This window comes from Geodermatophilus sp. SYSU D00663, from assembly GCF_054050655.1.
Map to the genome: position 1 here is coordinate 65,937 of NZ_JBJGZT010000002.1, position 26,426 is coordinate 92,362.

Consider the following 26,426-nt stretch of genomic DNA (forward strand, 5'->3'; position numbering starts at 1 on the left):
TACAGTCTGCCGGTGCTCCGACCGGGACCCCGCACGTGACCGGCGGGCCCGACCTCACCCCGGAGCGCCGCGCGGCCGACCTCGAGGCCCTGGCCGGCGGTGTCGACGTCGTCGTCGTGGGCGGGGGCGTGACCGGCGCCGGGGTGGCCCTCGACGCCGCCGCCCGCGGGCTGTCCGTGGCGCTGCTCGAGCGCACCGACCTCGCCGCCGGCACCAGCCGGTGGTCGAGCAAGCTGGTGCACGGCGGCCTGCGCTACCTGGCGCACGGCGAGGTCGGCCTGGCGCGGGAGAGCGCCCGCGAGCGCGCCGTCCTCATGCGCACCACCGCGCCGCACCTGGTCCGGGCGCTGCCGTTCCTGGTGCCCGACGCCGCCGGCCGCGACGTCAGCGCCGTCGGCGCGCTGGGCGGCCGGCTGGGGGACGCGGTGCGCCGGTCGGTGCGCGGCGGGCGCGGCTCGCTGCCCGGCACCCGCCGCGCCGGCGCCGCGGAGGTCGCGCGGCTGACGCCCGCGGTGCGCCCCGGCCGCGGCGGCGCGGTGTTCTGGGACGGTCAGCTCACCGACGACGCCCGGCTCGTCGTCGCCCTGGCCCGCACCGCGGCCGCGCACGGCGCGCGGGTGCTCACCGGCGCCCGGGTGACCGCCGTCGACGGGGGCGAGGTGGCGGTGGAGGTCGACGGCGCGGCGCTGACCGTGCGGGCGGGCGCGGTGGTGAACGCGACCGGCGTGTGGGCGCAGGCGCTGGCGCCGGGCATCCGGCTGGCGCCCTCGCGCGGCTCGCACCTCGTCGTCCGCGCCGGCCGGCTCGGCGACCCGGTCGCGGCGCTCACCGTGCCGCTGCCCGGCTCGCGCTCCCGGTACGTGTTCGCGCTGCCGCAGCCGGGCGGGCTGGTGTACCTGGGGCTCACCGACGAGCCGGTGCCCGGACCGGTCCCGGACGAGGACCCGGTGCCGGCCGACGCCGAGGTGCGGCAGCTGCTCGACACCGTGAACCGGGTGCTGGCCGTGCCGCTGACCGGGGACGACGTCGTCGGCTCCTACGCCGGGCTGCGGCCGCTGGTGCTGCCCCGGTCGGCGGGGGCGGGGCCGGGCGACGCCACCGCGGACCTCTCGCGGCGGCACCTGCTGCGGTGGGACGGACCGGTCCTGTCGGTCGTCGGCGGCAAGCTGACCACCTACCGGGCGATGGCCGCCGAGGCCGTCGACGCCGTCGTCGCGCGGCTGGGCCGGGGCGCGCGCCGCTCGCCGACCGCCCGGCTGCCGCTGGTCGGGGCGGCGTCCCCGGCCGAGCTGGCGCGGGTGGCCGCCCCGGCGCGGCTGGTCGCCCGGTACGGCACCGAGGCGCCGCGGGTGGCCGCGCTGGGGACGGAGCCGGTGGTCGGGGGCCGTCCGGAGACGGTGGGGGAGCTGCGGTTCGGCGCGCTGGCCGAGGGGGCGCGGAGCGTGGCCGACCTGCTCGACCGGCGGGTGCGCCTCGGCCTGGTCCCCGCCGACCGCGCCGCCGCCGTGCCCGTCGCGGAGTCCGTCCTGGCCGGGGCATAGGAGGCGGTCCGCACCCGCGGCCCCCCGGCGTGCGGGGAGCGTCCTGTGCCGCCGCCGGTCGCGCGGGTGCGCGCCGGGCGGTAGGACGGGGAGCGGGACCCGGCCGGGTGCCCCCGACAGCCCTCCGAGACCGCGAGGACCCGCCGTGAGCGCCCCCAGACTCGACGTCGCCCCCTGGACGGTCCGCGAGCCGCACGTGGACACCGGGACGCTCGACGTCGCCGAGTCCCTCTTCAGCCTGTCCAACGGCTACGTCGGCATCCGGGGCACGCTCGACGAGGTCGAGCCGTTCGGCATGCGCGGCACCTACCTGTCCGGGGTCTACGAGACCCACCCGCTGTCCTATCCCGAGGGCGGCTACGGCCAGCCCGGCGAGGGGCAGGCGCTGCTCACCGTCACCGACGGCACGCCGCTGCGCCTCCTGGTCGACGGCATCCCGCTCGACGTGCGGGAGGTCCGGCCGGAGGTCCACGAGCGCACGCTGGACCTGCGCGCCGGCACGCTCGACCGGCTCGTGCGCTGGACGACGCCGCGCGGGACGACGATGGAGGTCACCTCGCGGCGGCTGGTCTCGCTGGCGGAGCGGTCGATCTGCGCCGTCCGGTACGAGGTCCGCGCGCTGGACGGGCCGGCGCACGTCGTCGTGCGGTCCGAGCTGGCCAGCGGGGCGGTGACGCCCACGGGCGTGGACAACGACGACCCGCGCGTCGCGGAGTGCCTCGACAACGCCTTCGAGCCGCTGGTGCACGCCTCCGCGGCGACCGGCGGCACCCTCGCGGCCCGCACCCGGCGGTCGGGCATCACGGTCGCGGCCGCGGTCGACCACGTGGTCGACCGCGGGCACGTCAGCTCCGACGCCGACGAGCACCGCGTCGTCACCACGGTCGCCGCCGACCTGGCCGCCGGCGGGGCCCTCGCGATCACCAAGGTGGTCGCGCACACCTGGTCGCTCGACGCGTGGGCGGGTTCCCTCGTCGGCCAGGCGTCCGCGGCGCTGGCCTCCGCCCTCGACCTGGGGTGGGAGGGCCTGCTGGCAGCGCAGCGCGGCGTGCTCGACGAGTTCTGGGCCACGGCCGACGTCGAGGTCGACGGCGACCCCGAGCTCCAGCAGGCGCTGCGCTACAGCGTCTTCCAGCTGTTCTGCTCCGCCGCCTGCATCTCCGGCGCCCCCGTCGGGGCCAAGGGCCTGACCGGCATGGGCTACAGCGGCCACACCTTCTGGGACGTCGAGGGGTTCGTGCTGCCGGCACTGACCCTGCTGCGCCCGGACACGGCGGCCCGCCTGCTGCGGTGGCGGGCGGAGACGATCGGCTCCGCCCGCGAGCGCGCCCGGACGCTGGGCCGGGCGGGCGCGGCGTTCGCGTGGCGCACCATCAGCGGGCCCGAGGTGTCGGCGTACTGGCCGGCGAGCACGGCGGCGATGCACGTCAACGCCGACGTCGCCCGCGCCTTCTGGCTGTACGAGAACGCCACCGGCGCCGACCTCGACGACGTCGGCGGCCTGCCGGTGCTGGTGGAGACGGCGCGGCTGTGGATGTCGCTGGGGCACGAGGACGCGGCCGGGGCGTGGCACCTGTTCGGCACGACCGGTCCGGACGAGTACACCGGCGTCGTCGACGACAACGTCTTCACCAACCTCATGGCGCGGGCCAACCTGCGGCGCGCGGCCGACGCCTGCCGCAGGTACGAGGCGCGGGCCGCGGAGCTCGGTGTGGACCACACCGAGACCGCCGCCTGGCGGGCCGCGGCCGACGCGGTCCACGTGCCGTGGGACGAGGGGCTGGGCGTGCACCCCATGAACGCCAACTTCACGTCGTACGAGGAGTGGCCCTTCGAGGAGCAGTGCGACGCCTACCCGGTGCAGGAGCACAACCACTACGCCACGTTCTACCGGCGGCAGGTGCTCAAGCAGGCCGACCTCGTCCAGGCGCTGTGGTGGTGCCGCGACGAGTTCACCGACGAGGAGGTGGCGCGCGACCTCGAGTACTACGAGGCGCGCACCGTGCGGGACTCCTCCCTGTCGGCCGCGGTGCAGGCGGTGGTGTGCGCGCAGGCGCAGCACCCCGACCTCGCCCTGCGCTACCTGCGCGAGTGCGCGCTCGTGGACCTGCGCGACGTCCGGCAGGGGACGGCCCAGGGGCTGCACCTGGCCTCGGTGGCCGGGGCCTGGCTGGCGCTCACCGCGGGTCTGGGGGGTATGCGCGAGGACCACGGGGACCTCGAGATCGCGCCGCTGCTGCCGTCGTCGCTGTCCCGCACGGCGTGGCACGTCACCTGGCGCGGCAGCGTGCTCCGCGTCGAGACGACGCAGCAGGGCACCACGCTCACGCTGGTGCGCGGGGAGGGGCCGATGACCGTCGTCGTCGACGGCGCCGCGCAGGCGGTCACGACCACCCCGGTGCGCGTGCCCCTGCGCGCGCCCACGCCGCTGCTCAGCGAGCCGCGGCAGCCGGCCGGGCGCGAGCCGCGGACCTGACGCCCCGTCCGGTCCCATCCCGTTCAGTGAGATGACCGTTCCGCTGTACGGGACGAACGGAGCAGGATGCCGGCGTGGACACCTACACGCACGGGCACGCCGAACCGGTCCTGCAGTCACACCGCTGGCGCACCGCGGAGAACTCCGCCGCGTACCTGCTGCCGCACCTGCGCCCCGGGCTCGACCTGCTCGACGTCGGGTGCGGGCCGGGCACGATCACCGTCGACCTGGCCCGCCGGGTCGCGCCCGGCCGGGTGCTCGGCCTCGACGTCTCGGCCGACCCGCTCGGCGAGGCCCGGGACCTCGCCGGGCGGGAGGGCGTCGCGGTGACCTTCGCCGTCGGCGACGTGTACGCCCTCGACCTGCCCGACGACTCGGTCGACGTCGTCCACGCCCACCAGGTGCTGCAGCACCTCACCGACCCGGTGGCGGCGCTGCGCGAGATGGCCCGTGTCTGCCGCCCCGGCGGGCTGCTCGCCGTCCGGGACGTGGACTACGCCGCCACGTGCTGGTTCCCCGCCGACGCCGGCCTGGACCGGTGGCTGGAGCTCTACCACTCGGTCGCCCGCGCCAACGGCGCCGAGCCCGACGCCGGCCGGCGGCTGCTGTCCTGGGCGCACGCCGCGGGCCTGCGCGACACCACCGCGACGACCGGCTCCTGGTGCTACGCCTCACCGGCCGAGCGGGAGTGGTGGGGCCGCTCGTGGGTCGGCCGCGCGACGGCGTCGGCGTTCGCGGAGCAGGCCCTGGGCTACGGCCTGGCCACGCGGGACGAGCTCGAGGAGCTCGCCGCCGCGTGGCTGCGCTGGGCCGCCGCGGACGACGGCTGGCTCGCCATGCTGCACGGCGAGCTGCTGGTCCGCGTCTGAGCCCCGGGGGTGGCAGGGGACGGCCGTCCCTGCCGCCCCTCGGGCTCAGCCCTGGCGGGCGGCGTTGGCCTGCACGGCGGTGCTCACCCACTGCGCCAGGCCCGGCGCGACCCGCTCGTAGGTGGCCGTGAACCGCTCGTCCTCGACGTACATCCGGCCCAGCGCCGCGTGCACCTCCGGCGGGCAGTCGTAGAAGTTCCGCGTGACCTGCTGCCGGTGCTCCTCGGCGAGGTCCATCGCCTGCGGCGAGCCGGGCGCGACGCCGGCCCGCAGCGCCTCGGCCATCCGCCGCACCAGGTCCTCGCCCTCGGCCTTGATCCGGAGCCAGTCCTCCTTGGTGTAGGCCGCGGTCCGCCGCTTCGACTGGGCGTAGGCGTCGGTGTCGCCCCACCGCTCCTGCACCTCGGCCTCGTACTGCTCCGGGTCGTGCTCGCCGAACACCTCGAACCGCTCCTCCGGGGTCAGTGCGATCCCCATCTGCCTCGCCTCCATCTCCTTCTCGACGGCCGCGACCATCGCCTGTGTCCGCTCCAGCCGGTCCCGCAGCAGCCGGTGCTGCCGGCGCAGGTGCTCGGCGGGGTCGGCGGACGGGTCGTCCAGCAGGGCCGCGACCTCCTCGAGGGGGAACCCGAGCTCGCGGTAGAGCAGCACCTGGTGCAGCCGGTCCAGGTCCGCCGCCGAGTAGCGGCGGTAGCCGGCCGCGGTGCGTCCCGACGGCGACAGCAGCCCGATCCGGTCGTAGTGGTGCAGCGTGCGCACCGTGACGCCGGCCAGCGCCGCCACCTCGCCCACCTTCACCCCGGGTCCCTCCTCCCTGACGGCGACGAGTGCACAGCCTGACGCTGCGTCAGGGTCAAGCGCGATCGTCGCGTCAGGGCCGGGCGCGGTCCCCGGACGGCGGAGGAGCAGCGCCTGGGCGAGGATGCCGGGGTGGCCGCTGAGGACGTCTCGCCCGAGGACCCCTTCCCCCGGCAGCGGGTGACCGTCCGGGGCACCGAGATGGCCTACGTCGACGTGGGTGAGGGCGACCCGATCGTCTTCCTGCACGGCAACCCGACGTCGTCCTACCTGTGGCGCAACGTGATCCCGCACGTGCAGCACCTCGGCCGCTGCATCGCGCCGGACCTGGTCGGCATGGGGGAGTCCGGGAAGCTGCCCGACCCGCAGCGGGGCACCTACTCCTTCGCCACGCACGCCGCGCACCTGGACGGGCTCCTCGAGGCGCTCGGGGTGGAGCGGCGGGTCACCTTCGTGCTGCACGACTGGGGCTCGGCGCTGGGCTTCTCCTGGGCGCACCGCCACCCCGAGGCGGTCCGCGGCCTGGCCTTCACCGAGGCGATCGTCACCCCGATGACCTGGGCCGACTGGCCGGCGGACGGCCGGAAGATCTTCCGGGCCATGCGCAGCGAGGACGGCGAGGTCGTCGTCCTCGACAAGAACGTCTTCGTCGAGCGGATCCTCCCGGCGTCCGTGCTCCGCGGACTCCCCCCGGAGGCGCACGAGCGCTACCGGCAGCCGTTCCGCGAGCGCGAGGACCGCTGGCCGACGCTGGAGTGGCCGCGCCAGCTCCCCATCGCCAACGTGCCACCGGCCGTCCACGACGTCGTCGCGCGGTACGGGCACTGGCTGCGGACCAGCGCCGTCCCGAAGCTGTTCGTCGACGCCGAGCCCGGGTGGCTGCTGACCGGGCGGGCACGCGGGCTGGTGCGGAAGTGGCCGTCGGTCACCGAGGTGACCGTGCCGGGCTCGCACTTCGTCCCCGAGGACTCACCGCACGCGATCGGCCGGGCGCTGGCCGACTGGATCCCCACGCTGCCCTGAGCGGCTGCCGGGCCCGTCCGGGACGGCGCCCGGGCTGCGGCGGCAGGGTCGAGCACCGCCCGAGCCCCGTCCCCGGCGCGGAGGTCAGCGGCGGCGGGAGCGCTTGACCTCGTACATCGCCGCGTCGGCGCGGCGCAGCAGGCTGTCGGCGGTGTCACCCTGCCGGGAGAGGGCGACGCCGGTGCTCGAGCGCAGCGGCGGCCCGCCGTCGGTGGGGGTCGCGAGGGTGGCCGCGATCCGGTCGACCAGGCGCCGGGCGGCGTCCTCGGTGCCGGTGCCGGGGCACAGCACGACGAACTCGTCGCCGCCGATGCGGGCCACGGTGTCGCCCGGGCGCACCGCCCCCCGCAGCGCCGCGGCCATCCGCAGCAGGGCGGCGTCGCCGGCGGCGTGGCCGAGGGTGTCGTTGATGGCCTTGAACCCGTCGAGGTCGCAGTACAGCAGCGCGGCCGCCAGGCCCTCGCGCGCCTGGACCTGCAGCGCCTGCGCGAGCCGGTCCAGCAGCAGCGCCCGGTTCGGCAGGCCGGTGAGCGCGTCGTGCAGGGCGGCCTCGCGCAGCCGGGCCTCGAGCTCACGCTGGGCGGTCACGTCCATCATCGCGACGACGGCGCCCGTGGGCCGGCCCGCGGCGTCGCGGATGCGGGTTCCGGAGGCGCGCACCACGCGCAGGGGAGCGCCGGGCAGGTCGATCGCCATGTCGGCGTCGCGGACCCGGCCCTCGGCGTGGACGCGGGCCAGGGGGACCTCGGCCAGGCCGAGCCGGCGTCCGTCGGGGGTGCGCAGCCCGAAGGCCTCGACGACGTCCTCGGTGAGCCGGACGCCCTCGACCTGGCCGGCGTGCCCCTCGGGCAGCCCGTGCCACTGCCGCCCGAGCCGGTTGACCAGCGTGATGCGCCCGTCGGCGTCGGCGGCGACCACCCCGACCGGCAGCGCCTCCAGCAGCGCGCGGGTGAAGGCCTCGGAGCGGGCGGCGTGCGTCGCGGCGGCCCGGGCCTGGTCGCGGGCGGCGGCGTTGGCGGTGGCGAGGGCGGCGAGCTGGCGGGCCTGCCGGCGCCGCTGGAACAGCGCCACCACGACCGCGGCGAGGTCGGCCAGCCGGTCCCCGGTCCCGGGGGCGAAGGCGTGCGGCTCGGAGTCGAAGACGCACAGGGTGCCCACCGTCGCCCCGTCGACGACCAGCGGCGCGCTGGCGTAGGCGCGGACGCGGGCGCGGCGGCCGTCCACCCACGGGTTGCCCGCGTACCGCGGCTCGGCGGCGAGGTCCGGGTGCACCCGGACCCGCGGGCTCCCGGCGTTCATCGCCGCGCACAGCGACTCCTCGCGCGGCGACGAGGAGCCCAGGAACCCGTGCGGCACCAGCTGGTGCTGCTCGCAGGCGTCGAGCAGGTTGACCGTCGCGTACCGCACGCCCGCCAGGTCCGCGGCGACGCGCACGACGGCGGCCAGCTCGGCGTCCCGGGCGAGCGCGCGGACGTCGAGGTCGGCGGCGCCGGCGTCGCGGTCGGGCGGGGTGGAGACGGTCATGGCGGAGGCAACGGCCCTCGCGCCCGTCGTCCGCACCGCCCGGCCCGCGGCCGTCCCCCGATCAGGTGAGGGCGCGGACGGTCTCCACGGCGGCGAACACGGCGAAGACGACGAACAGCCCCGCGGCCACCCGGCGGATGAGCGCCACCGGCAGCCGGTCGGCCAGCGCCCTGCCGAGGAACACCGCGAGCCCCGAGACGGTCAGCAGCGCCGCCCACGCGCCGACGAACACCGACACCGGCGCGTCGAACCGGGCGGCCAGGCCCGCGGTGGCCAGCTGGGACAGGTCGCCCCACTCCGCGGCGAACAGCACGCCGAAGGAGATCGCGGCGGCGCGCAGGAACGACGTCCGCTCCCGGGCGTCGGCCGCCTCCCCGCCGTCCTCGGGCCCCTCGGACGCGCTGCGCCACAGCAGGACCGCCCCGACGAGGAACAGCACCGCCACGACGCCGCTGACCAGGGCCTCCGGCAGCAGCGACAGCAGGCTGCCCGCGGTGACGGCGATGGCGACCTGCAGGCCGAAGGCGGTGCCGACGCCGACGAACACCGGCAGCGGCGGGAACCGGGTGGCGAGGACCAGGCTGGCGAACAGGGTCTTGTCCGGGAGCTCGACCGGCAGGACGAGGGCGAACGCCGTCACGACGACGGACCAGACGATCACGGGTGGGTCTCTCTTCCGCTCGGCACGGCCGGGCGGGGGCGCACGCCTCCGACCGGCAGCGCGACGACTGCTCAGGCCGGAGGTCTCGCCCACCCGCGCGGGGCGCGGGCCCGCTGACCGGGCGGCTCCCGGGGGAGCGCGCCAGCGTGTCGACCAGCGGACGGGGGGCTACTCCCCTCCTCGGCCGCCCAGGCTAGTCGACGGGCCCCGTGAAACCCGGTGCGCCCGGGTGTGGGGCTCGTTACCGTCGTCCCGTGCCGTTCCGTTGACGCCCGTCGTCCGCCGTACCGCCGTCGCCCGCCCGGCCGCTGGCCCGCCTGGCCGTGGCCTGGACCGCGCTGTCCGGGCTGGCGCCCGTCTACCCGCTCTACGCGCTGCTGTTCCTCGACACCGGGCTGGGCCCGGCCCAGGTCTCGGGCCTGTTCGCGCTGTGGTCGGTCACCGGCCTGGTCGCCGAGGTGCCCACCGGGGTGCTGGCCGACCGCTGGTCGCGCCGCGGCGCGCTGGTGCTCGCCGGGGTGCTGGAGGCGGTCGGCTTCGTCCTCTGGACCGTGGCGCCCGGGCTGCCCGGCTTCGCCGCCGGGTTCGTCGTGTGGGGCGTGGGCGGCGCGCTGGTCTCCGGTGCCGCCGAGGCGCTGGTCTACGAGGCGCTGGCCGCCGTCGGCGCGGAGGAGGAGTTCGTCCGCGTCCAGGGCGCGATGACGGCGACCGAGCTTCTCGTGCAGGTGCCCACCGCGCTGCTGGCCGGCGTGCTCGTCGAGGCCGGCGGCTACGCGTTGGTCGGCTGGGCGAGCGTGGGGGTGTGCCTGGCCGCCGCGGCGCTGGCCACCCGTTTCCCCGAGACCACCCCCACCGGGGACGACGACGGCGGCCCGGGCCTGCGTGCCGCCGTGGGCGAGGCGCTGCGCCGGCCGTCCCTGCGGCTGACCGTGGTCGCCGTCGCGCTGCTCGGCGGGCTGGACGCGCTGGAGGAGTACTTCCCGGTCATGGCCCGCGACCGCGGCGTCCCCACCGAGCTGGTGCCCACCGCCGTGCTGGGGGTCGCACTGGCCGGCGCGGCGGGCGCGGCGCTGGCCGGCCGGCTGGGGCGGCTGCCGTCGCGGGCGCTGCCGGTCCTGCTGGCCGTCTCGGCGGCGCTGCTGGCGGCCGGGGCGCTCGCGGGGACGCCCGTCGCGCTGGCCGCCGTCGCGCTGTCCTACGGCCTGTACCTGGCGGTGCTGGTGGTGGGCGAGGCGCGGCTGCAGGAGCAGGTGCCCGGCGCGGCGCGGGCCACGGTCACCTCGGTCGCGGGCCTGGGCATCGAGCTGGCGTCGCTGCTGGTGTTCGCCGCCTGGGCGCTGGGCTCCGCGCTCGCCGTCGCGGCGCTGTTCCTCGCCGTCGTGCCGATCACGTGGTCGGCCTTCCGGCCGACACCGCGGCCAGGTGCCGTCCCCGAGCGGCGTTGAGCCCTGCCACGCCGTCCCGGCCGGGAGCCTCCGGCCCCGCGACCGGTCCGCCGTCCTCCGCAGGGCGGCTCGCCACCCGACGTGGCGCCCCTCCCTACCTGGCGGTGCGGCGGGCGATGCGGGCGGCGAAGACGCCGGCGGCGTGGCCGTTGTCGATGTTGCTGACCACGACGCCGGGCGAGGCCGAGTTCAGCATCGTCAGCAGCGCGCCGAACCCGCCGAACGAGCCCGGCTGACCGGTCGAGGTGGGCACCGCGACGATCGGCACGTCGGTCATCGCGCCCACCGTGCCGGCCAGCGAGGCGTCCAGGCCCGCGACCACGACCAGGCAGTCCACGTCGTCGAGCAGGGTGCGGTCGGTGAGCAGGGGGCGCAGCCGGCTGCCGCCGACGTCGTCGACCCGCACGACCTCGGTGCCGGTCACCCGCGCGACGAACGCGGCCTCGGCGGCCACCGAGGCGTCGGCGGTGCTCGCGCACAGGACGCCGACCCGGCCCAGCGGCTCGGGGATCGGCCCGACGGCGGCCGACATCGCCGCCGCGTCCACCGTGGTGGAGCCGTCGTACGCGGCGGCCAGCGCGACCAGCGTGTCGGCGCTGGCCCGGACGACCAGCGCGGGCCGGTCCGGGTGCGCCGCGCGGGTCTCCCGGACCAGGGCCAGCACCTGCTCGGTGGACCGGCCCACGCCCCAGACGACGTCGGGCTCGGCCGGCGCCGGGCGGGCCGGGGCGGCCGGGGGCGCCGGGGCGAGCGCGGGCTGGCCGGCGCTGCCGAGCGACAGCGGCGGGTCGGCCAGCAGCGCGGCGAAGCCGCCGACCGGGTCCAGCGGCGAGGACTGCACCGGGCCGACCTGCACCGACGCGCGCGCGGCCGGCCGGGCCGGCGCCGGCGGGGGCTCCGCGGGCGTGTCCGGGGCGCGGGTCTGGGTGACCGCCGACAGCCGGACGACGCGGTCGCGGCCGCTGCGCTTGGCGTCGTAGAGGACGCCGTCGGCGGCGGCGAACAGCGTGCGGCGGTCGTCGCCGCGGGTGGCCGAGGCGATGCCGACGCTGATCGTCACCGGCACGGGCAGGCCCAGCGCGGTCCAGTCGTGCGCGGCGACGGCGCGGCGGATCCGCTCCAGTGCCCGCTCGGCCTGCTCGGCGGTGGTGTCGGGCAGCAGCACGACGAACTCGTCGCCGGCCCACCGGCACACCTCGTCGGTGTCGCGGCACCCGGCCAGCAGCAGGTCGGCGACCGCGCGCAGCACCGCGTCGCCGCCGGGGTGCCCGACGGCGTCGTTGATGGCCTTGAACCGGTCGACGTCGACGACCGCCAGCGCCGGCGTGGTGCCCGCGCTGAGCAGCCCGTCCAGCCGCGCCTCGGCGTAGCGCCGGTTGGGCAGGTGGGTGAGCGGGTCCTCGTAGGCCTGGCGGCGCAGCTGCCCGGCGGCGCGCTCGTTCTCCAGCAGGCTCTTGCGCCGGCCGAACAGCTCGACCCAGCGGGTGCGCCGCTCGTCGACCCGGTCCAGCTCGTCGGCGAGGTAGGCCTGCAGGTAGGGCAGCGCGCGGCCGGCGTCGTCGAGCTCGGCGTGCAGCGTGCACAGCTCGCGCAGCGCCGCCCGCCGCAGCCGGGGCAGGCCGTGCTCGGTCGCCAGCGCCAGCGCCCGAGCCAGCTGCTCGTCGGCGCTGCGGCCGTCGCCCTGGCGGCGCAGCGCCCGGCCCAGCCCCAGCAGCGCCGAGGCGAGCAGTGCGCGGTCGCCGGTGGCGCTGGTGGTGCGGACGGCGGCGCGCAGCGGCCCGGCCGCGGCGGCGGGCTCGCCCAGCCCCACCAGCGCCCAGCCGTGCACCACCTGCGCGGCCACCACGCCGTCGGCGTCCGGCGGCAGCTGGGCCAGCGCCTGCTCGGCCAGCTCGCGGGCCTCGGCGAAGTGGGTCCCGGCGGCCTCGGGCTCGCCGTCGTCGAGCAGCGCCTCGCCCAGCTCCGCGCACAGCGCGCCCAGGCACGTGGCCGCCCGCGCCACCAGCACGTCGGGGTCGGCGTCGTCGGGGCCGAGCGTGCCCTGCCCGGCGGCCGCGGCGGCCGTCTCCAGGGAGCGGCGCTGGTAGTCCAGGGCCAGCGGCATGAGCTCGAGGTCGGCGAGGACGCCGGCCAGCGTGCCGAGGGTGTCGACGAGCAGCGCGTCGGGCGGGAGCGCGGGGTCGAGCAGGCTGGCGGCCTCGACCGCCTCGTCCATCGCCGCGTCGATCCGCCGCGACAGCAGCTCGATGCGGGCGTGCCGGGCCAGGCCCGCGGCGCGCTGGACGGCGTCGTCGGTGGCGTCGAAGGCCGCCTTGGCCGAGCGCACCAGGGCGATGGCCTCGGCGGCGTGCGCGGCCGACTCCGAGCGCGGGTCGCCGTCGCCGGAGGCCCGGTCGGCGGCGCGGTCGTCGCCGCGCTCGAGCAGGCCCGCGACGCCGGCGTGCAGGTCCAGCGACTCGGTCGCCTCCGGCGCGTCCAGCGGCTCGCCGACCAGGGTGAAGCCGGCGACGCGCAGCCGGCGGACCAGCAGCTCGGCGCGCAGGGTGTCGGCCCAGGCGCGGCCGAGGGAGGGTTCGCCGTCGTGCCCGGTGGCGGCGCCGGACGGCCCGGCCCCGTAGGGCGTCGACGGGTCGACGACCGACAGCAGCCGCTCGGCGTCGTCGAGCTGCCAGTTGGCGAGGGCGGCGGTCACCCGGTGGTGCAGGGCTCCCGGTGGCACCACCGCACTGTGCACGCCGTCGTGCGGTTCCACGGGGAGCGCGGGCCGGGCGCGCCGTGTGGCGCCGGTCCCGTCGCCCGTCGCGTCACTGGCGTCCCAGGCGCGGCCGGCGCTCACGACGGCGTCCCCCCGGCCGCGTCGCCGGCGGGCCCGCCGTCCCCCGTGCTCCCGTCGGCCGTGCTCCCGTCGGCCGTGCTCCCGTCGGCCGTGCTCCCGTCGGCCGTGCTCCCGTCCACGAGGCCCGGCGCGCGGACCCGGTTGCGCCCGCCCCGCTTGGCGGAGAACAGGTGCAGGTCGGCGGTGTCGAACAGCGAGCGCCAGCCGACCGGCGCGGTGTCGTCCTCGGCCGCGGGCGCGGTGGCCACGCCGATGCTGACGGTGATCGGCTCGGGGAGCGCGAGGTCGGCCCAGTCGGCGTCGGCCACGGCGGCGCGCAGCCGCTCGGCGGCGGCGACGGCCTGGGCGGGGCTGGCCGTGGGCAGGACGACGAGGAACTCGTCGCCGGCCCAGCGGTAGACCTCGTCGCCGACGCGGCTGTGCTCGCGCAGCAGCGTCGCCACCCGGCGCAGCACCTCGTCGCCGTGCGAGTGGGAGGTGTCGTCGTTGACCTCCTTGAACCGGTCGACGTCGACGACGGCCAGCGACAGCGGCTCGGCGCCCAGCCGCAGCCCGGCCAGCCGGCGCTCGGCGCTGCGCCGGTTGCCCAGCCCCGTCAGCGGGTCCTCGAGGGCGTGCCGGCGCAGCACGGCGGCCTGCCGCTCGACCTCGCGCAGCCGGCTGCGGCGGACGAACATCTCCGCCCACAGCTCCCGGCTGCGCGCGTGCGCCCGGCCGGTGTCCGCGCGGTAGGCGTCCAGCCAGTGCAGCGCCTCGGCGGGCCGGCCCATCGCGGCGGTGACCTGGCCGAGCTCGAGCAGGCACTGCCGGTAGCGGCGCCGGTCGGCGGTGGCGGCGAAGGCCCCCGCGGCGTCGACGAGCAGGTCGGCGGCCTCCTCGCCGTGCCCGCCGCCGGTGTGCACCTGCGACAGCCGGGACAGCAGCCGGGACAGGGCCAGGTCGGCGTAGCCGCGCAGCCAGGTGCTGCCGGCGCGGTGCACCCGCCGGTGCACGCTGCGCAGGGGGCCGAGGGCGTCGTCGAGGTCGTCGTGGCAGGCCAGCGCCCAGGCCTGGACGACGTCGAGCAGGGCGAGGTCGCCGGGATCGGGCTCGACGTCGAGCGCGCGGGCGTCGTCGGCGCAGGCCAGCGCGGCACCGGCCAGCTCGCGGGCCCGCCCGGCCTCGCCGCGGCGGCGCAGCGTCTGGGCCAGCTCGGTGTTCTGCTGGGCGCGCAGCTGCAGCAGCTGCCACCGGTCGGCGGGGTCGGCCAGCGCGGCGGCCACCCGGTGCCCGCGCTCGGCCTGCGCCACGGCGAGCTCCTCGAGGTCCAGCGCGGTGAGGGTGAGCGACAGCCACAGGTGCGCCTGGGACAACGCGCGCGAGGGCTCCTCGGCGGGAGGGGACAGCTGCTCGGTGAGCAGGCTCGCGTCGACGGCGAGCAGCATCGCGGCGTCCGGGTGGTCGGCGGTCGCCTCGACGTGCGCCAGGTAGGCCAGGACCAGGGCCGTCGAGGCCGACGGGGGACAGGCGCCCAGCGCGTCGCGCGCGGCGGCCACCTCGGCGCCGGTGGCGTCCCGGTCGCCGTCGAGCAGGCCGCGGCGGGCGCCCAGCGCGTGCCGCCAGGCCGCCCAGCGGGGGTCGCTCGCCGCGCCGAACGCGGCCTCGGCGTCGTCGAGCCCGTCCCGGAAGGCGTCGGCGTCGTCCCGGCTGCTCGCGGTCAGCAGGCGCCGCAGTGCAGCATCGAGGTCACCGTCGGTGACGGGTGCGGGGCCGGGGGTCACGCATCCCTCCTCCTCGACGCCGGGTGGCCGGCCGCACGGGCCGGCGGCGAGGCAGTTCCCCCCGGACCCGGACTGCGCCCCGGCCCGACCGCACTACCCTCGTCGGGTGCCCCAGACGCCTCCGACGCGGTTCGCCTATCTCGGGCCCGAGGGTACCTTCGCCGAAGCCGCGCTGAGCAGCGCCGTTGCCCCCGGGGAGGGAGTGCGCCGGCCCGCGGCCAGCGTCGCGGCCGCGCTGGCGGCGGTCCGCGCCGGGGACGCCGACGCCGCCCTCGTGCCGCTGGAGAACTCGGTCGAGGGCTCGGTCCCGGCCACGATGGACGGCCTGACCGACGGCGACCCGCTGGTCATCACCCGCGAGGTGTTCCTCCCCGTCTCCTTCGTCCTCGCCGCGCGCCCGGGCACCCGGCTCGGCGACGTCCGCGCCGTCGTCAGCCACCCGCACGCGCTGGCGCAGACCGCGCGCACGCTGGCCGAGCGGCTGCCCGGCGTCCCGACGCTGCCGGCCTCCTCCACCGCGGCCGCGGCCCGGGCGGTCGCCGAGGGCGGGTCCGACGCCGCGGTGTGCGCGCCGATCGCCGCCGAGCGGTACGGGCTGGTCCCGCTGGCCGACGACGTGGCCGACTTCCCCGGTGCGGTCACCCGCTTCGTGCTCGTGTCCCGCCCCGGGGCGCTGCCGGAGCCGACCGGTGACGACAAGACCTCGCTGGTCGCCGTCGTCGCCGACCGCACCGGCGCGCTGCTCGACGTCCTGCGCGAGTTCGCCGTCCGCGGGATCAGCCTCACCCGCATCGAGTCCCGGCCCACCCGCGACCGGCTGTGGGTCTACTCGTTCTCGCTGGACTGCGAGGGGCACGTCGCCGAGGCGCGGGTGGGGGAGGCGCTGGCCGCGCTGCACCGGGTCTGCGAGGACGTGCGCTTCCTCGGCTCCTACCCGCGCGCCGACGGCCGCACCAACCGACCGGTGCCCGCCGAGGCCGCCGACGCCGCGTTCACCGAGGCGGGCGAGTGGCTCGCCCGCCTGCGCGCCGGCGAGGTCTGACGGAGGACCCTCCTGCCCCCACCGCCCGCAGGCCCGCGGCGGGTCCCTGCGGAGGGGCGGTCAGGCGGGTTCCAGCTCGCGCTCGGGGGCGGTGGCGCGGCGGCGGGACAGGCGGCTCGGCCACCAGGTGCGGTCACCGAGCAGCGCCACCGCCGACGGCACGAGCAGCGAGCGGACGACGAAGGTGTCGAGCAGCACGCCGAACCCGACGAGGAACGCCAGCTGGGTGAGGAACAGCAGCGGCAGCACCGCCAGTGCCCCGAACGTCGCGGCCAGCACCATCCCGGCGCTGGTGATGACCCCGCCGGTGACGGCCAGCGCGCGCAGGACGCCGTCGCGGGTGCCTTGCCGCGCGGACTCCTCCCGCGCCCGGGTCATGAGGAAGATGTTGTAGTCGATCCCCAGGGCGACGAGGAACACGAACCCGATGAGCAGGATGCCGGGGTCGCTGCCCGGGAAGCCGAAGACGCCGTCGAACAGCAGCGCGGCGACGCCGACCGTCGCGCCGACGCTGAGCACCACGGTCGCCACCAGCAGCAGCGGCGCCACCAGCGAGCGCAGCAGCAGCGCCAGGACGACGGTGATCACCACGAGCACGCTCGGCACGATCACGCGCAGGTCGCGCGCGGCGGTCTCCCGGGCGTCGAGGTTGCTCGCGGTGTCGCCGCCGACGAGCGCGGCCGGGTCGGCGTCGTCGAGCGCGGACCGCAGGTCCTGGACGACGTCGATGGCCTCGGTGCTGTCGGCCGGGACGGCGAGGGTGACGTCGAGGCGCACCAGCCCGTCGACGACGAGAGGGTCGCCGCCCGGCTGGCCGCCGGTGAACGGGACGGCCGACGCCACGCCCTCGGTGGCCGCGGCGACCTCGGCGACCTCCGGCCACGTCCCCTCCGGCGTGACGACGACGGTGGGGCTGCCCGAGCCGGCGTCGAAGTGGCGGGCCAGCGCCTCCTGCCCGTCGACGCCGTTGGACCCGCCGCGGATGGCGTCGCTGAAGGTGATGCCGCTCGCGTCGTACGTGGGCGCGAACACCGCCGCGGCGACCAGCGCCAGCGTGCTGAGGGCCAGGACGCGCCGCGGCCGGCGGCCGACCAGCGCCGCGACCCGCCGCCACCCGCGGCCCTCGCGCGGCTGGTCGCCGACGTGCGGGCGGAACGGCCAGAACGCCGCCCGCCCGAGCAGCGCGAGCGCGGCCGGCAGGAAGGTGAGCGCGGCGACGACGGCGAGCGCCACGCTGACCGCCGAGATCGGCCCGAGCCCGCGGTTGGACGCGAGGTCGGAGAACAGCAGGCAGAGGACGCCGAGGACGACGGTCGCGCCCGAGGCCACGATCGGCTCCCACGAGCGGCGCAGCGCCACGCGGATCGCGGTGAACCGGGACGGCTCGCGCTGCAGTTCCTCGCGGAAGCGGGCGACCAGCAGCAGCCCGTAGTCGGTGGCCGCGCCGACGACCAGGATCGCCGCGATGCCCTGGCTCTGGCCGTTGACGGTGATCAGGTCGGCGTCGGCGAGCAGGTAGGCGACCGCGTTGCCCGCGGTGAGCGCCAGGCCGGCGGTGCCGATGACCAGGAAGGGCAGCAGCGGGCTGCGGTAGACCACCAGCAGGATGAGCAGCACGACGCCGAAGGCCGCGGCCAGCAGCAGCCCGTCGATGCCGGCGAAGCCGTTCGCGAAGTCGGCGAAGATGCCGCCCGGTCCGGTGACGAACGCGTCGGTGCCGTCGACGGCGATCGCGGCGCGCAGGTCCTCGACCACGGCCACGATCTCGTCGCCCAGCTCGGGGGTCAGCGGCAGCACCGCCTGCACCGCCTCGCCGTCCTCCGACGGGATCGGCGGCGAGGCCTGCCCGGCCAGGGCGCCGGCGTCCTCGGCGACCGCGGTGGCCTCGGCGAGCGCCCGCCCGACGGCGTCGAGGGTGGCCGGGTCGAGAGGCCCGTCGGCCTCCCACAGCAGGACCGCCGGGATGGCCTCGGTGGGGGAGAAGGCCTGGGAGAGCTCCGCGACGCGCGTGGACTCCGCGCTGTCGGGGAGGAAGGCGGCGGTGTCGTTCTCCTGCAGGCCGGTGAGCTGCCCGCTCAGCGAGCCGAGCGGGCCGGCGGCGCCCAGCCAGGCCAGCAGGACGAGCAGGGGGAGCAACCAGCGGACCCGACGGGCCATGGTGAGATCCTCTCGGGGGCCGATAATCTCGGTGTTCGAGACATTAGGGGGTGGGTCGATGGTGCGCAACGACGGCGAGCGGGCGGAGGTCCCCCTGCTGCTGCGGCGGCTCACGGTGGAACTCGACGCCGTCGGACAACGCTTCGCCGACAGGCACGGTCTCGGACGCACCGACGTCCGCGCCGTCATCGCGATCATGGACGCCGCCCGGGCCGGGGAGCCGCTGACCGCGGGCGGACTGGGCGCCGCGGTGGGGCTGAGCTCGGCGTCAGTGACCGCGCTGGTGGACCGGCTGGAGCGGGCCGGTCACGTGCAGCGCGTGCGCGACCCGGCCGACCGGCGCCGTGTCGTCCTGCAGATGACCGCGCCGACGACGGCTGCCGGCGCCGCCCACTTCGGCGGGCTGCAGCGGGAGCTGCTCGCGGCCCTGGAGGACTTCACCGACGCCGAGGTCGCCGTCGTCCGCCGCTGGCTGACCGCGATGACCGACGTCGTGGCCCGCCACGCCCAGGCCTAGGGAGTGACCCGCGCGGACCGGGCGCCGTCCTCCGCGTGTGCACGCACCGTGCCGCGGCCCACCCGCGGACCGCGGTGCGTGCCCACGGCGTCAGAGGTACAGGCCGGTGGACTCCTCGATCCGCTCCGCGGCGACGGCGTGCACGTCGCGCTCGCGCAGGATGATCAGCTCCTCGCCGTGGACCTCGACCTCGTGCTGGTCCTCGGGGGAGAACAGCACCTGGTCGCCGACCTTCACCTGCCGCACGCTCGAGCCGACGCCGCGCGCCTCGCCCCAGACCAGCCGCTTGGCGACCTGCGCGGTCGCGGGGATGAGGATGCCGCCGGTCGAGCGCCGCTCCCCGTCCTCCCTGCGGAGGGCCACGAGGATCCGGTCGTGCAGCATCTTGATCGGCAGCCCGCTGCCCCTGGCGACGTCGGATGGCACGGTGATCACGGTACGCGGTGGTGAGGTGCTGGAACGGCCCCGTCCAGGGGCTCGCCCCGAGCGTGCGGGGGGTGAGGGGGACGGGGTCCTCCCGTCATCCCCAGCCCAGCTCGTGCAGGCGCTCGTCGTCGATGCCGAAGTGGTGGGCGATCTCGTGGACGACGGTGACCGTCACCTCCTCCACCACCTCCTCGGCGGTCGAGCAGACGTCGCAGATGGCCTCGCGGTAGATCATGATCCGGTCCGGCAGCGCGCCGCCGTACTGCCAGCCGCGCTCGGTCAGCGCGTACCCCTCGTAGAGGCCCAGCAGGTCCGGCTCGTCCTCGTTGCGGTCCTCGACCAGCACGACGACGTTGTCCAGCAGGGCCATCAGGTCGGCCGGCACCGCGTCCAGCGCGTCGGCGACCAGGGACTCGAAGACCTCCCGGGGGAGCGGCCTCACCAGCTGGTGGGCAGCGGGCGGCCCTCCTCGTAACCGGCCGTGCTCTGCACCCCCACCACCGCCCGCTCGTGGAACTCGTCGACGGTGCGGGCCCCGGCGTAGGTGCACGACGAGCGCACCCCGGCGACGATCCCGTCGACCAGGTCCTCCACGCCGGGCCGGGCGGGGTCGAGGTACATCCGCGACGACGAGATGCCCTCCTCGAACAGCGCGGCGCGGGCGCGGTCGAAACCGCTCTGCTGCGCCGTCCGGGCCTTGACCGCACGCGCCGAGGCCATCCCGAAGGACTCCTTGTACAGCCGGCCGCTGCCGTCGTCGTGGATGTCCCCGGCGCTCTCGTAGGTGCCGGCGAACCAGGAGCCGACCATCACGTTGGCCGCGCCGGCGGCCAGCGCCAGGGCGACGTCGCGGGGGTGGCGCACCCCGCCGTCGGCCCACACGTGCTTCCCCAGCCGGCGGGCCTCGGCGGCGCACTCCTCGACGGCGGAGAACTGCGGCCGGCCGACGCCGGTCATCATCCGCGTGGTGCACATGGCGCCCGGGCCCACGCCGACCTTGACGACGTCGGCCCCGGCCGAGACCAGGTCGCGGGTGCCCTCGGCGGTGACCACGTTGCCCGCCACCACCGGCACCGACCCGGCCGCCGACCGGGCCGCGCGCACCGCCTCGACCGCCTTCTCCTGGTGGCCGTGCGCGGTGTCGACGACGAGCACGTCGACCCCGGCGGCCAGCAGCGCGGACACCTTGCCCGCGACGTCGCCGTTGATGCCGACGGCGGCCGCGGTGAGCAGCTGCCCCTGCGCGTTGACCGCGGGCGTGTAGACCGTCGAGCGCAGCGCGCCCTTGCGGGTGATGACGCCGACCAGCCGCTCGCCCTCGACCACCGGCGCGGCGCTCACCCGCTCCTCGGACAGCACGTCGAAGACCTTCGGCAGCTCGGTGCCGGCCGGGATGGTCAGCGGGTGCTCGGCCATGACCTGCGAGAGCTGGCTGAACCGGTCCACGCCCTGGCAGGCGCCGTCGGTGACGACGCCGACGGGCACGCCGTCCTCGACCACCACCACGATGCCGTGCGCGCGCTTGGTCATCAGCGACAGCGCCTCGCCCACGGTCGAGCCGGGGGACAGGGTGATCGCGGTGTCGTAGACGGGGTGCCGGGCGTGCACCCAGGAGACGACCTCGCCGACGACGTCGACGGGGATGTCCTGCGGCAGCACCGCGAGGCCGCCGCGGCGGGCGATCGTCTCGGCCATCCGCCGGCCGCTGATGGCGGTCATGTTCGCGACGACGACCGGGATGGTCGTGCCCACCCGGTCCGGCGTGGTCAGGTCGACCTCGAGCCGGGAGCCGACGGTGCTGTGGTTGGGCACCATGAACACGTCGGCGTAGGTCAGGTCGGTGGGCGGGCGCTGACCGTCGAGGAACCGCATGCCCCCGAGTGTCCCAGCCCCTGCCCCTCGCGGGGTGCACGTCGTCGCGTGCGCGGGGTGATCACCGGCGGCCCACCTACGATCGAGGCGTGATCGACCTGCGCCTGGTGCGCGAGCACCCCGACGTCGTCCGTGCCAGCCAGCGCGCCCGCGGCGCCGACGAGTCCCGGGTCGACGCGCTCCTGGCCGCCGACGAGGCCCGCCGCGCCGCCGTCAAGCGCGCCGACGACCTGCGCGCGGAGCAGAAGGCGGCCTCGCAGGCGGTGCGCGGCGCGTCGAAGGAGGAGCGCCCCGCCGTCCTGGAGCGGGCGAAGGCGCTCGCCGCCCAGGTCAAGGAGGCCGAGGAGGCCCAGCGCGCGGCCGACGCCGCGCTGCGCGAGGCCCACCTGGCCATCCCGAACGTGGTCCACGACGACGTCCCGCCCGGCGGCGAGGACGACGCGGTCACCCTGCGCACCGTGGGCGAGGTGCCGTCCTACGACTTCGAGGTGCGCGACCACCTGCAGGTCGGCGAGGCGCTCGGCGCCATCGACATGGAGCGCGGCGCGAAGGTCTCCGGCGCCCGGTTCTACTTCCTCACCGGCCCCGGCGCGCTGCTCGAGTTCGCCCTCGCCCAGCTGGCGATCACCCGCGCGGTGGCCGCCGGGTTCACCCCCGTCGTCGCGCCGGCGCTGGTCAAGCCCGAGGCGATGGAGGGCACCGGCTTCCTCGGCGAGCACGACGAGGAGGTGTACCGGGTCGAGCGCGACGACCTGTACCTCGTCGGCACCTCGGAGGTGGCGCTGGCCGGGATGCACGCGAACGAGGTGCTCGACCTGTCGGCGGGACCGCGCCGCTACGCCGGCTGGTCGTCCTGCTTCCGCCGCGAGGCCGGCTCCTACGGCAAGGACACCCGCGGGATCATCCGGGTGCACTGGTTCGACAAGGTCGAGATGTTCAGCTTCTGCCGGCCCGAGGAGGCCGCCGCCGAGCACCTGCGGCTGCTCGCCTGGGAGGAGGAGTTCCTCCAGGCGCTCGAGCTGCCCTACCGGGTGGTCGACATCGCCGCCGGCGACCTGGGCACCAGCGCCGCCCGCAAGTACGACATCGAGGCCTGGTTCCCCAGCCAGGGCACCTACCGCGAGCTGACCAGCACCTCGGACTGCACCACCTTCCAGGCCCGCCGGCTGGCCATCCGCCACCGCGACGAGGACGGGCGGCCGCAGACGGCGGCCACGCTCAACGGCACGCTGTGCGCCATCGCCCGCACCATCGCCTGCCTGCTCGAGGTGCACCAGCGCGCGGACGGCTCGGTGCACGTGCCGGCGGCGCTGCGGCCGTGGCTGGGCGGCCACGAGGTCCTCACCCCCGGCATGACCCTGGCCGCGCCGGTGCCCGCGTGAGCAGCCAGCCGCCGGCCGCGCTCCCGGTCCCCGGGGCGGCGGTGCCGGAGGCCGGTGACGTCGTCGACCTCGGCGGCGTGCTCGACGAGCTCGGGACGTGGCGGCCACGCCTGGTGGCCACCGACCTCGACGGCACCCTGCTCGACTCCTCCGGCGAGGTCAGCCCCCGCACCCGCGCGGCGCTGGACGCCTGCTGGGCCGCCGGCATCCCCGTCGTCGGGGTCACCGGCCGCGGGCCGCGGCTGGTCGACAGCGTGCGGGCGGCGCTCGGCGGCCGCGGCATCGCCGTCCTCGCGCAGGGCGGCTACGTCGTCGACCTCGAGCGCGACGAGGTGCTGCGCACCGTGGGCCTGCCGCGCTCGCAGGCCGAGGCCGTCGTCGCCCGGATCGAGGAGGTGGCGGGGGACCTCGTGCTCGCCGTCGAGGACGCCGCCGAGCAGGCCGAGGCCCGGGCGGCGCTGCGCGTGCAGCACGGCTTCGACTGGCCCTACCCCGAGCCCGCGCACCTGCTGCCCCGGCACTCGGTCCTCCCCGAGGGGGCGGTGCTCAAGGTGTTCCTCCGCTCGTCCACGCTCGGGCAGGACGAGCTGCTGGCCCGCGCCCGGCGCGTCGTCGACCCGGCCGAGGCCGAGCTGACCCACGCCGGCCTCGGCTTCATCGAGGTGCTGCCGCCGGGCGTCACCAAGGCCACCGGCCTGGCCGTCGCCCTCGACCACCACGGCGTGGACCTGGGCGACGTCCTGGTCTTCGGGGACATGCCCAACGACCTGCCGATGATCGGCGCGGTCACCGACGCCGGCGGGCACGCGGTCGCGGTGGCCAACGCGCACCCGGCCGTCCGCGCGGCCGCCCGGGGCCGCACCGGCGGGCACGACGCCGACGGCGTGGCCCGCTACCTCGAGGCGGTGCTGGCCGGTGTCTGACTGGCGCCCGCGGCTGATCGCCAGCGACATGGACGGCACGCTGCTGCGCTCCGACGACACCGTGAGCCCGGCGACCGTGGCCGAGCTGGAGCGGTGGCGGGCCGACGGCGTCCCGGTCGTCCTGGCCACCGGCCGCCCGCCGCGGTGGATGCACCGCATCCGTCAGGTCCTGGGCCGGGGCACCGCGGTGTGCTGCAACGGCGCGGTGCTGCTGGACCTGGAGACCTTCGAGATCCTCGAGGAGGAGGCGCTCCCGCCCGCCGTGCTCGCCGACGTCACCGAGGGCCTGCGCCGGGTGCGGCCGGACACCTGGTTCGCCGTCGAGTACGGCCTGGAGTTCCGGCACGAGCCGGTCTACCGGCCGCGCTGGGACGTCGACGCGCCCGGCGTCGCCGAGGCGCCGCTGGAGGAGATCGTCGCCGTGCCCGCGGCCAAGCTGCTGGCCCGCCACGAGGACATGGGCCGCGACGAGTTCGTCGCCCTGGTCGAGGACGTCGTCGGCGACCGCGCGACGGTCACCAACTCCTCGTCCGACGCGCTCGCGGAGATCTCCGCCCGCGGCGTCACCAAGGCCACCGGGCTGGCGCGGGTCGCCGCCCGGCACGGCGTCGGCCCGGGCGACGTCGTCGTGTTCGGGGACATGCCCAACGACATCGCGGCCTTCGACTGGGTCCGCGAGGGCGGCGGCCGGGCCGTCGCGATGGCGCACGCCCACCCGGACCTGCTCGCCGCCGCCACCGACGTCACGGGCACCAACGACGACGACGGCGTGGCCGCCTTCCTCGCCTCGCTCTGAGCCGGCTCAAGCCCGCGGCCGGGCTGCCGATGTGGAACGCGACCGATCGCGCGCCACGGAGGGCAGCACATGAGCACCACCCCGACCCGCGTCCCGCAGACGCCTCCTGCCGAGTCCGTGACGGGAGGGTGGGGGCTGCGCACGCGACTGCTGGGCGCGATCCTCGTCGTCGCCCTGACGACGATCGGCATCGGTGCCTTCGGTATCGACCGGATGGCCAGCCTCAGCGACCGGGCCGACCGGGTCTACAGCGACGGCGCGCTGCCGGTGGCCGGCCTGCAGCAGCTGCAGGTCGACTGGTGGCAGCTCATGACCCACACCGCGCGGGCCAACATCGTGACCCTGCCGGCCGAGAGCCGCGCCTCCGCGCAGCAGAAGGCTGGTGAGACCGCGCAGACGCTCACCGAGGACACCGCCGCGGCGGCCGAGCTGCCCATGTCGGCGGAGACCCGCGCGTCCTACGAGGAGTTCGTCGGCGCCTCGCAGGCCTACCTCGCCGACCTGCAGCTGCTGGTCGCCGGCGCGACCCCGACCGGCAGCACCCTGCCCCTGGCGGAGCAGCAGGCGATCATCACCCGCCTCAACGCCAACGAGGCCGTGATCGCCGACTCCCTCGCCGCGGCCACCGAGACCGCCCGGGTCGACGCCGAGGCGACCGCCACCGACGCCGCCGACGCCTACGCCGCCGCCCGCACCCTGACCCTCGTGATCATGGCCCTGGGTCTGGTCGTCGCGATCGTGCTCGCGGTCCTCGTCGCCCGCAGCGTCACCCGGCCGGTCGAGCGGATCCGCGAGGTGCTCGGCAAGGTCGCCGGCGGCGACCTGCGGGTCCGCGCCGGCGAGGCCGGCGGCGGCGAGCTCGGCGAGGTCGCCCGCTCGCTGGACCGGACGCTGGACTCCCTCAGCGGCGTGCTCGTGCTCGTCCGCGACTCCGCCGGCCGGCTGCAGGGTGCCTCCACCCGGCTCGACTCCGCCGCCAGCGGCATCGCCGAGTTCTCCCGCGCCGCCTCCGACCAGACCGACGCCGTCGTCGCCTCCGCCGGTGAGGTGGCCGCCAGCGTCGACACCGTCGCCACCGGCTCCTCGCAGATGGAGACCGCGATCCGGGAGATCGCGCACAACGCCGCCGAGGCCGCCCGCGTGGCCGGTCAGGCCGTGGACGTCGCCGAGACGACGACCCGCACGGTCGGCAAGCTCGGCGACTCCTCGCAGGAGATCGCCACGGTCGTGAAGCTGATCAACGGCATCGCCGAGCAGACCAACCTGCTGGCGCTCAACGCCACCATCGAGGCCGCGCGCGCCGGGGAGGCCGGCAAGGGCTTCGCCGTCGTGGCCAGCGAGGTCAAGGAGCTCGCGCAGGAGACGGCCCGGGCGACCGAGGACATCTCCCGCCGGGTCGAGGCCATCCAGGCCGACACCGCCGGCGCCGTCGAGGCGATCAGCCGGATCAGCGCCGTCATCGGCGAGATCAACGACTTCCAGGCCACGATCGCCGCGGCGGTCGAGGAGCAGACGGCGACCACCAACGAGATGAACCGCAACGTGGCCGAGGCCGCGGGCGGCTCGCGGGACATCGCCACCGCGATCGGCGGGCTGGCCGCCGGCACCCAGCAGACCGGCGCCCGGGTCGCCGACGCCCAGCGCGCCGCGGCCGAGCTCGCCCGCATGAGCGGCGAGCTGCAGGAGGCGGTGGCCCGCTTCGCGGTCTGACCCAGGGCCCGCACCACAGCGGCCCGGTCCCGCCGTCCGCGCGCGGACGGCGGGACCGGGCCGCTGTCGCGTCTAGAGGTACTGGCCGCCGCCGGGGCGGTGCTCGGACGTGCCGCCGGGCAGCGCCCGCCCACGCCGGATCTCCTCCAGCTGGGCCCGGGCGGCCATCTGCTGGGCGAACAGCGCCGTCTGGATGCCCTGGAAGACGCCCTCCAGCCAGCCGACGAGCTGGGCCTGGGCGATCCGCAGCTCGGCGTCCGACGGGGTCTCGCCCTCACCGAAGGGCTGGGTGATCCGGCGCAGCTCCTCGGACAGCTCGGGCGCCAGGCCCTGCTCGAGCTCCTGGACCGACGAGGTGTGGATGTCCCGCAGCCGGGCCCGGCTGGCGTCGTCGAGGGGCGCGGCGCGGACCTCCTCGAGCAGCTGCTTGATCATCGTGCCGATCCGCATGACCTTGGCGGGCTGCTCGACCATCTCGCCGACGGTGGGCGGGCCGTCGCCGTCGCCGTCCGGGCCGCCGGTGGGCACGGGCATCGCGCCGACCGGACGCCCGTCGGGACCCACGACGACGACCTGCTGCGGACGCTCCATGCCGTTCCCCGGTGCCGTCATGCCTCCATCCTGCCCCTCGCCGTCACCGGCTGAACGCCGGGCGGCGGGGGCCGGGT

At 76.9% G+C, this 26,426-nt stretch carries 21 protein-coding genes; 11 read left to right on the top strand and 10 right to left on the bottom strand.

The genetic code is table 11. The features are described 5' to 3' along the window. Positions 1–35 precede the first annotated feature (35 nt). From ACI79Z_RS01845 to ACI79Z_RS01855, 3 genes are all read left to right on the top strand, one after another. Positions 36–1,541 carry a glycerol-3-phosphate dehydrogenase/oxidase gene (locus ACI79Z_RS01845; protein WP_456901500.1) on the top strand — a complete coding sequence of 502 codons (1,506 nt, stop codon included), beginning with the start codon at positions 36–38 and terminating at the stop codon, positions 1,539–1,541. A 145-nt stretch (positions 1,542–1,686) separates the two neighbouring features. Then, complete coding sequence (locus tag ACI79Z_RS01850; RefSeq protein ID WP_387990593.1) at positions 1,687–4,017, top strand: glycoside hydrolase family 65 protein; 2,331 nt, start codon at positions 1,687–1,689, stop codon at positions 4,015–4,017. A 74-nt stretch (positions 4,018–4,091) separates the two neighbouring features. After that, entirely contained in the window at positions 4,092–4,886 is a 795-nt protein-coding gene (locus ACI79Z_RS01855) for a class I SAM-dependent methyltransferase (protein ID WP_456901501.1), read from the top strand. A 45-nt stretch (positions 4,887–4,931) separates the two neighbouring features. Here ACI79Z_RS01855 and ACI79Z_RS01860 read toward each other — a convergent pair whose 3' ends face one another. Next, positions 4,932–5,684, bottom strand: coding sequence for a MerR family transcriptional regulator (locus ACI79Z_RS01860; RefSeq protein WP_387990587.1), 753 nt, complete (start codon positions 5,682–5,684; stop codon positions 4,932–4,934). A 132-nt stretch (positions 5,685–5,816) separates the two neighbouring features. On the opposite strand from ACI79Z_RS01860, the gene ACI79Z_RS01865 reads away from it, so the two are divergent. Beyond that, entirely contained in the window at positions 5,817–6,707 is an 891-nt protein-coding gene (locus tag ACI79Z_RS01865) for a haloalkane dehalogenase (protein ID WP_387990584.1), read from the top strand. Positions 6,708–6,791: 84 nt separating this feature from the next. Here ACI79Z_RS01865 and ACI79Z_RS01870 read toward each other — a convergent pair whose 3' ends face one another. Together ACI79Z_RS01870 and ACI79Z_RS01875 are read right to left on the bottom strand one after the other, a co-directional pair. Continuing rightward, complete coding sequence (locus ACI79Z_RS01870; RefSeq protein ID WP_387990581.1) at positions 6,792–8,231, bottom strand: sensor domain-containing diguanylate cyclase; 1,440 nt, start codon at positions 8,229–8,231, stop codon at positions 6,792–6,794. A 61-nt stretch (positions 8,232–8,292) separates the two neighbouring features. Then, complete coding sequence (locus tag ACI79Z_RS01875) at positions 8,293–8,892, bottom strand: TMEM165/GDT1 family protein (protein ID WP_387990578.1); 600 nt, start codon at positions 8,890–8,892, stop codon at positions 8,293–8,295. A 323-nt stretch (positions 8,893–9,215) separates the two neighbouring features. Between ACI79Z_RS01875 and ACI79Z_RS01880 the strand changes: the two genes are divergently transcribed. Next, positions 9,216–10,337 carry an MFS transporter gene (locus ACI79Z_RS01880; protein ID WP_456901502.1) on the top strand — a complete coding sequence of 374 codons (1,122 nt, stop codon included), beginning with the start codon at positions 9,216–9,218 and terminating at the stop codon, positions 10,335–10,337. 94 nt (positions 10,338–10,431) lie between these two features. Here the strand turns inward: ACI79Z_RS01880 and ACI79Z_RS01885 are convergent, their stop codons facing one another. Both ACI79Z_RS01885 and ACI79Z_RS01890 read right to left on the bottom strand, forming a co-directional pair. After that, on the bottom strand, positions 10,432–13,056 hold the full coding sequence (locus ACI79Z_RS01885) for a diguanylate cyclase domain-containing protein (protein WP_387990572.1): 2,625 nt from the start codon (positions 13,054–13,056) through the stop codon (positions 10,432–10,434). Positions 13,057–13,169: 113 nt separating this feature from the next. Beyond that, complete coding sequence (locus ACI79Z_RS01890) at positions 13,170–14,933, bottom strand: GGDEF domain-containing protein (protein ID WP_456901503.1); 1,764 nt, start codon at positions 14,931–14,933, stop codon at positions 13,170–13,172. Positions 14,934–15,039: 106 nt separating this feature from the next. Between ACI79Z_RS01890 and pheA the strand changes: the two genes are divergently transcribed. Beyond that, positions 15,040–15,975 carry a prephenate dehydratase gene (gene pheA / locus ACI79Z_RS01895; protein WP_456901504.1) on the top strand — a complete coding sequence of 312 codons (936 nt, stop codon included), beginning with the start codon at positions 15,040–15,042 and terminating at the stop codon, positions 15,973–15,975. A 60-nt stretch (positions 15,976–16,035) separates the two neighbouring features. Here the strand turns inward: pheA and ACI79Z_RS01900 are convergent, their stop codons facing one another. Further along, the gene (locus ACI79Z_RS01900) at positions 16,036–18,132 is read right to left on the bottom strand and encodes an MMPL family transporter (protein WP_456901505.1); all 2,097 of its coding nucleotides are present in this window, start codon (positions 18,130–18,132) and stop codon (positions 16,036–16,038) included. 58 nt (positions 18,133–18,190) lie between these two features. On the opposite strand from ACI79Z_RS01900, the gene ACI79Z_RS01905 reads away from it, so the two are divergent. Further along, positions 18,191–18,649 carry a MarR family winged helix-turn-helix transcriptional regulator gene (locus ACI79Z_RS01905; protein ID WP_456901506.1) on the top strand — a complete coding sequence of 153 codons (459 nt, stop codon included), beginning with the start codon at positions 18,191–18,193 and terminating at the stop codon, positions 18,647–18,649. A 90-nt stretch (positions 18,650–18,739) separates the two neighbouring features. On the opposite strand, the gene ACI79Z_RS01910 is transcribed toward ACI79Z_RS01905, so the two are convergent. The 3 genes from ACI79Z_RS01910 to ACI79Z_RS01920 form a co-directional block, all read right to left on the bottom strand. After that, positions 18,740–19,075 carry a GroES family chaperonin gene (locus tag ACI79Z_RS01910; protein WP_387990558.1) on the bottom strand — a complete coding sequence of 112 codons (336 nt, stop codon included), beginning with the start codon at positions 19,073–19,075 and terminating at the stop codon, positions 18,740–18,742. Between the two features lie 94 nt (positions 19,076–19,169). Then, entirely contained in the window at positions 19,170–19,517 is a 348-nt protein-coding gene (locus ACI79Z_RS01915) for a metallopeptidase family protein (protein ID WP_387990556.1), read from the bottom strand. Then, on the bottom strand, positions 19,514–20,947 hold the full coding sequence (locus ACI79Z_RS01920) for a GuaB1 family IMP dehydrogenase-related protein (protein WP_456901507.1): 1,434 nt from the start codon (positions 20,945–20,947) through the stop codon (positions 19,514–19,516). Before ACI79Z_RS01920 ends, ACI79Z_RS01915 begins: the two co-directional genes overlap by 4 nt. Before the next feature lie 89 nt (positions 20,948–21,036). Between ACI79Z_RS01920 and serS the strand changes: the two genes are divergently transcribed. The 4 genes from serS (at position 21,037) to ACI79Z_RS01940 (ending at position 25,758) form a co-directional block, all read left to right on the top strand. Further along, complete coding sequence (gene serS / locus ACI79Z_RS01925; protein WP_456901508.1) at positions 21,037–22,329, top strand: serine--tRNA ligase; 1,293 nt, start codon at positions 21,037–21,039, stop codon at positions 22,327–22,329. Further along, positions 22,326–23,252 (top strand): HAD family hydrolase, encoded by a 927-nt coding sequence (locus tag ACI79Z_RS01930; protein ID WP_387990547.1) that lies wholly within the window; start codon positions 22,326–22,328, stop codon positions 23,250–23,252. The genes serS and ACI79Z_RS01930 overlap by 4 nt, the downstream gene beginning before the upstream one ends. Next, on the top strand, positions 23,245–24,048 hold the full coding sequence (locus ACI79Z_RS01935; protein ID WP_387990545.1) for a Cof-type HAD-IIB family hydrolase: 804 nt from the start codon (positions 23,245–23,247) through the stop codon (positions 24,046–24,048). The genes ACI79Z_RS01930 and ACI79Z_RS01935 overlap by 8 nt, the downstream gene beginning before the upstream one ends. Positions 24,049–24,117: 69 nt before the next feature. Then, complete coding sequence (locus tag ACI79Z_RS01940; protein WP_387990542.1) at positions 24,118–25,758, top strand: methyl-accepting chemotaxis protein; 1,641 nt, start codon at positions 24,118–24,120, stop codon at positions 25,756–25,758. A gap of 72 nt (positions 25,759–25,830) precedes the next feature. On the opposite strand, the gene ACI79Z_RS01945 is transcribed toward ACI79Z_RS01940, so the two are convergent. Continuing rightward, on the bottom strand, positions 25,831–26,370 hold the full coding sequence (locus ACI79Z_RS01945) for a bacterial proteasome activator family protein (protein ID WP_456901509.1): 540 nt from the start codon (positions 26,368–26,370) through the stop codon (positions 25,831–25,833). Positions 26,371–26,426 lie beyond the last annotated feature (56 nt).

Excerpts from the sequence above, each read along its gene's own strand:
- ACI79Z_RS01905 (WP_456901506.1), top strand. The coding sequence starts at position 18,191 with ATGGTGCGCAACGACGGCGAGCGGGCGGAGGTCCCCCTGCTGCTGCGG.
- ACI79Z_RS01920 (WP_456901507.1), bottom strand. The coding sequence starts at position 20,947 with ATGCGGTTCCTCGACGGTCAGCGCCCGCCCACCGACCTGACCTACGCC.
- ACI79Z_RS01900 (WP_456901505.1), bottom strand. The coding sequence starts at position 18,132 with ATGGCCCGTCGGGTCCGCTGGTTGCTCCCCCTGCTCGTCCTGCTGGCC.
- ACI79Z_RS01945 (WP_456901509.1), bottom strand. The coding sequence starts at position 26,370 with ATGACGGCACCGGGGAACGGCATGGAGCGTCCGCAGCAGGTCGTCGTC.
- ACI79Z_RS01940 (WP_387990542.1), top strand. The coding sequence starts at position 24,118 with ATGAGCACCACCCCGACCCGCGTCCCGCAGACGCCTCCTGCCGAGTCC.
- ACI79Z_RS01870 (WP_387990581.1), bottom strand. The coding sequence starts at position 8,231 with ATGACCGTCTCCACCCCGCCCGACCGCGACGCCGGCGCCGCCGACCTC.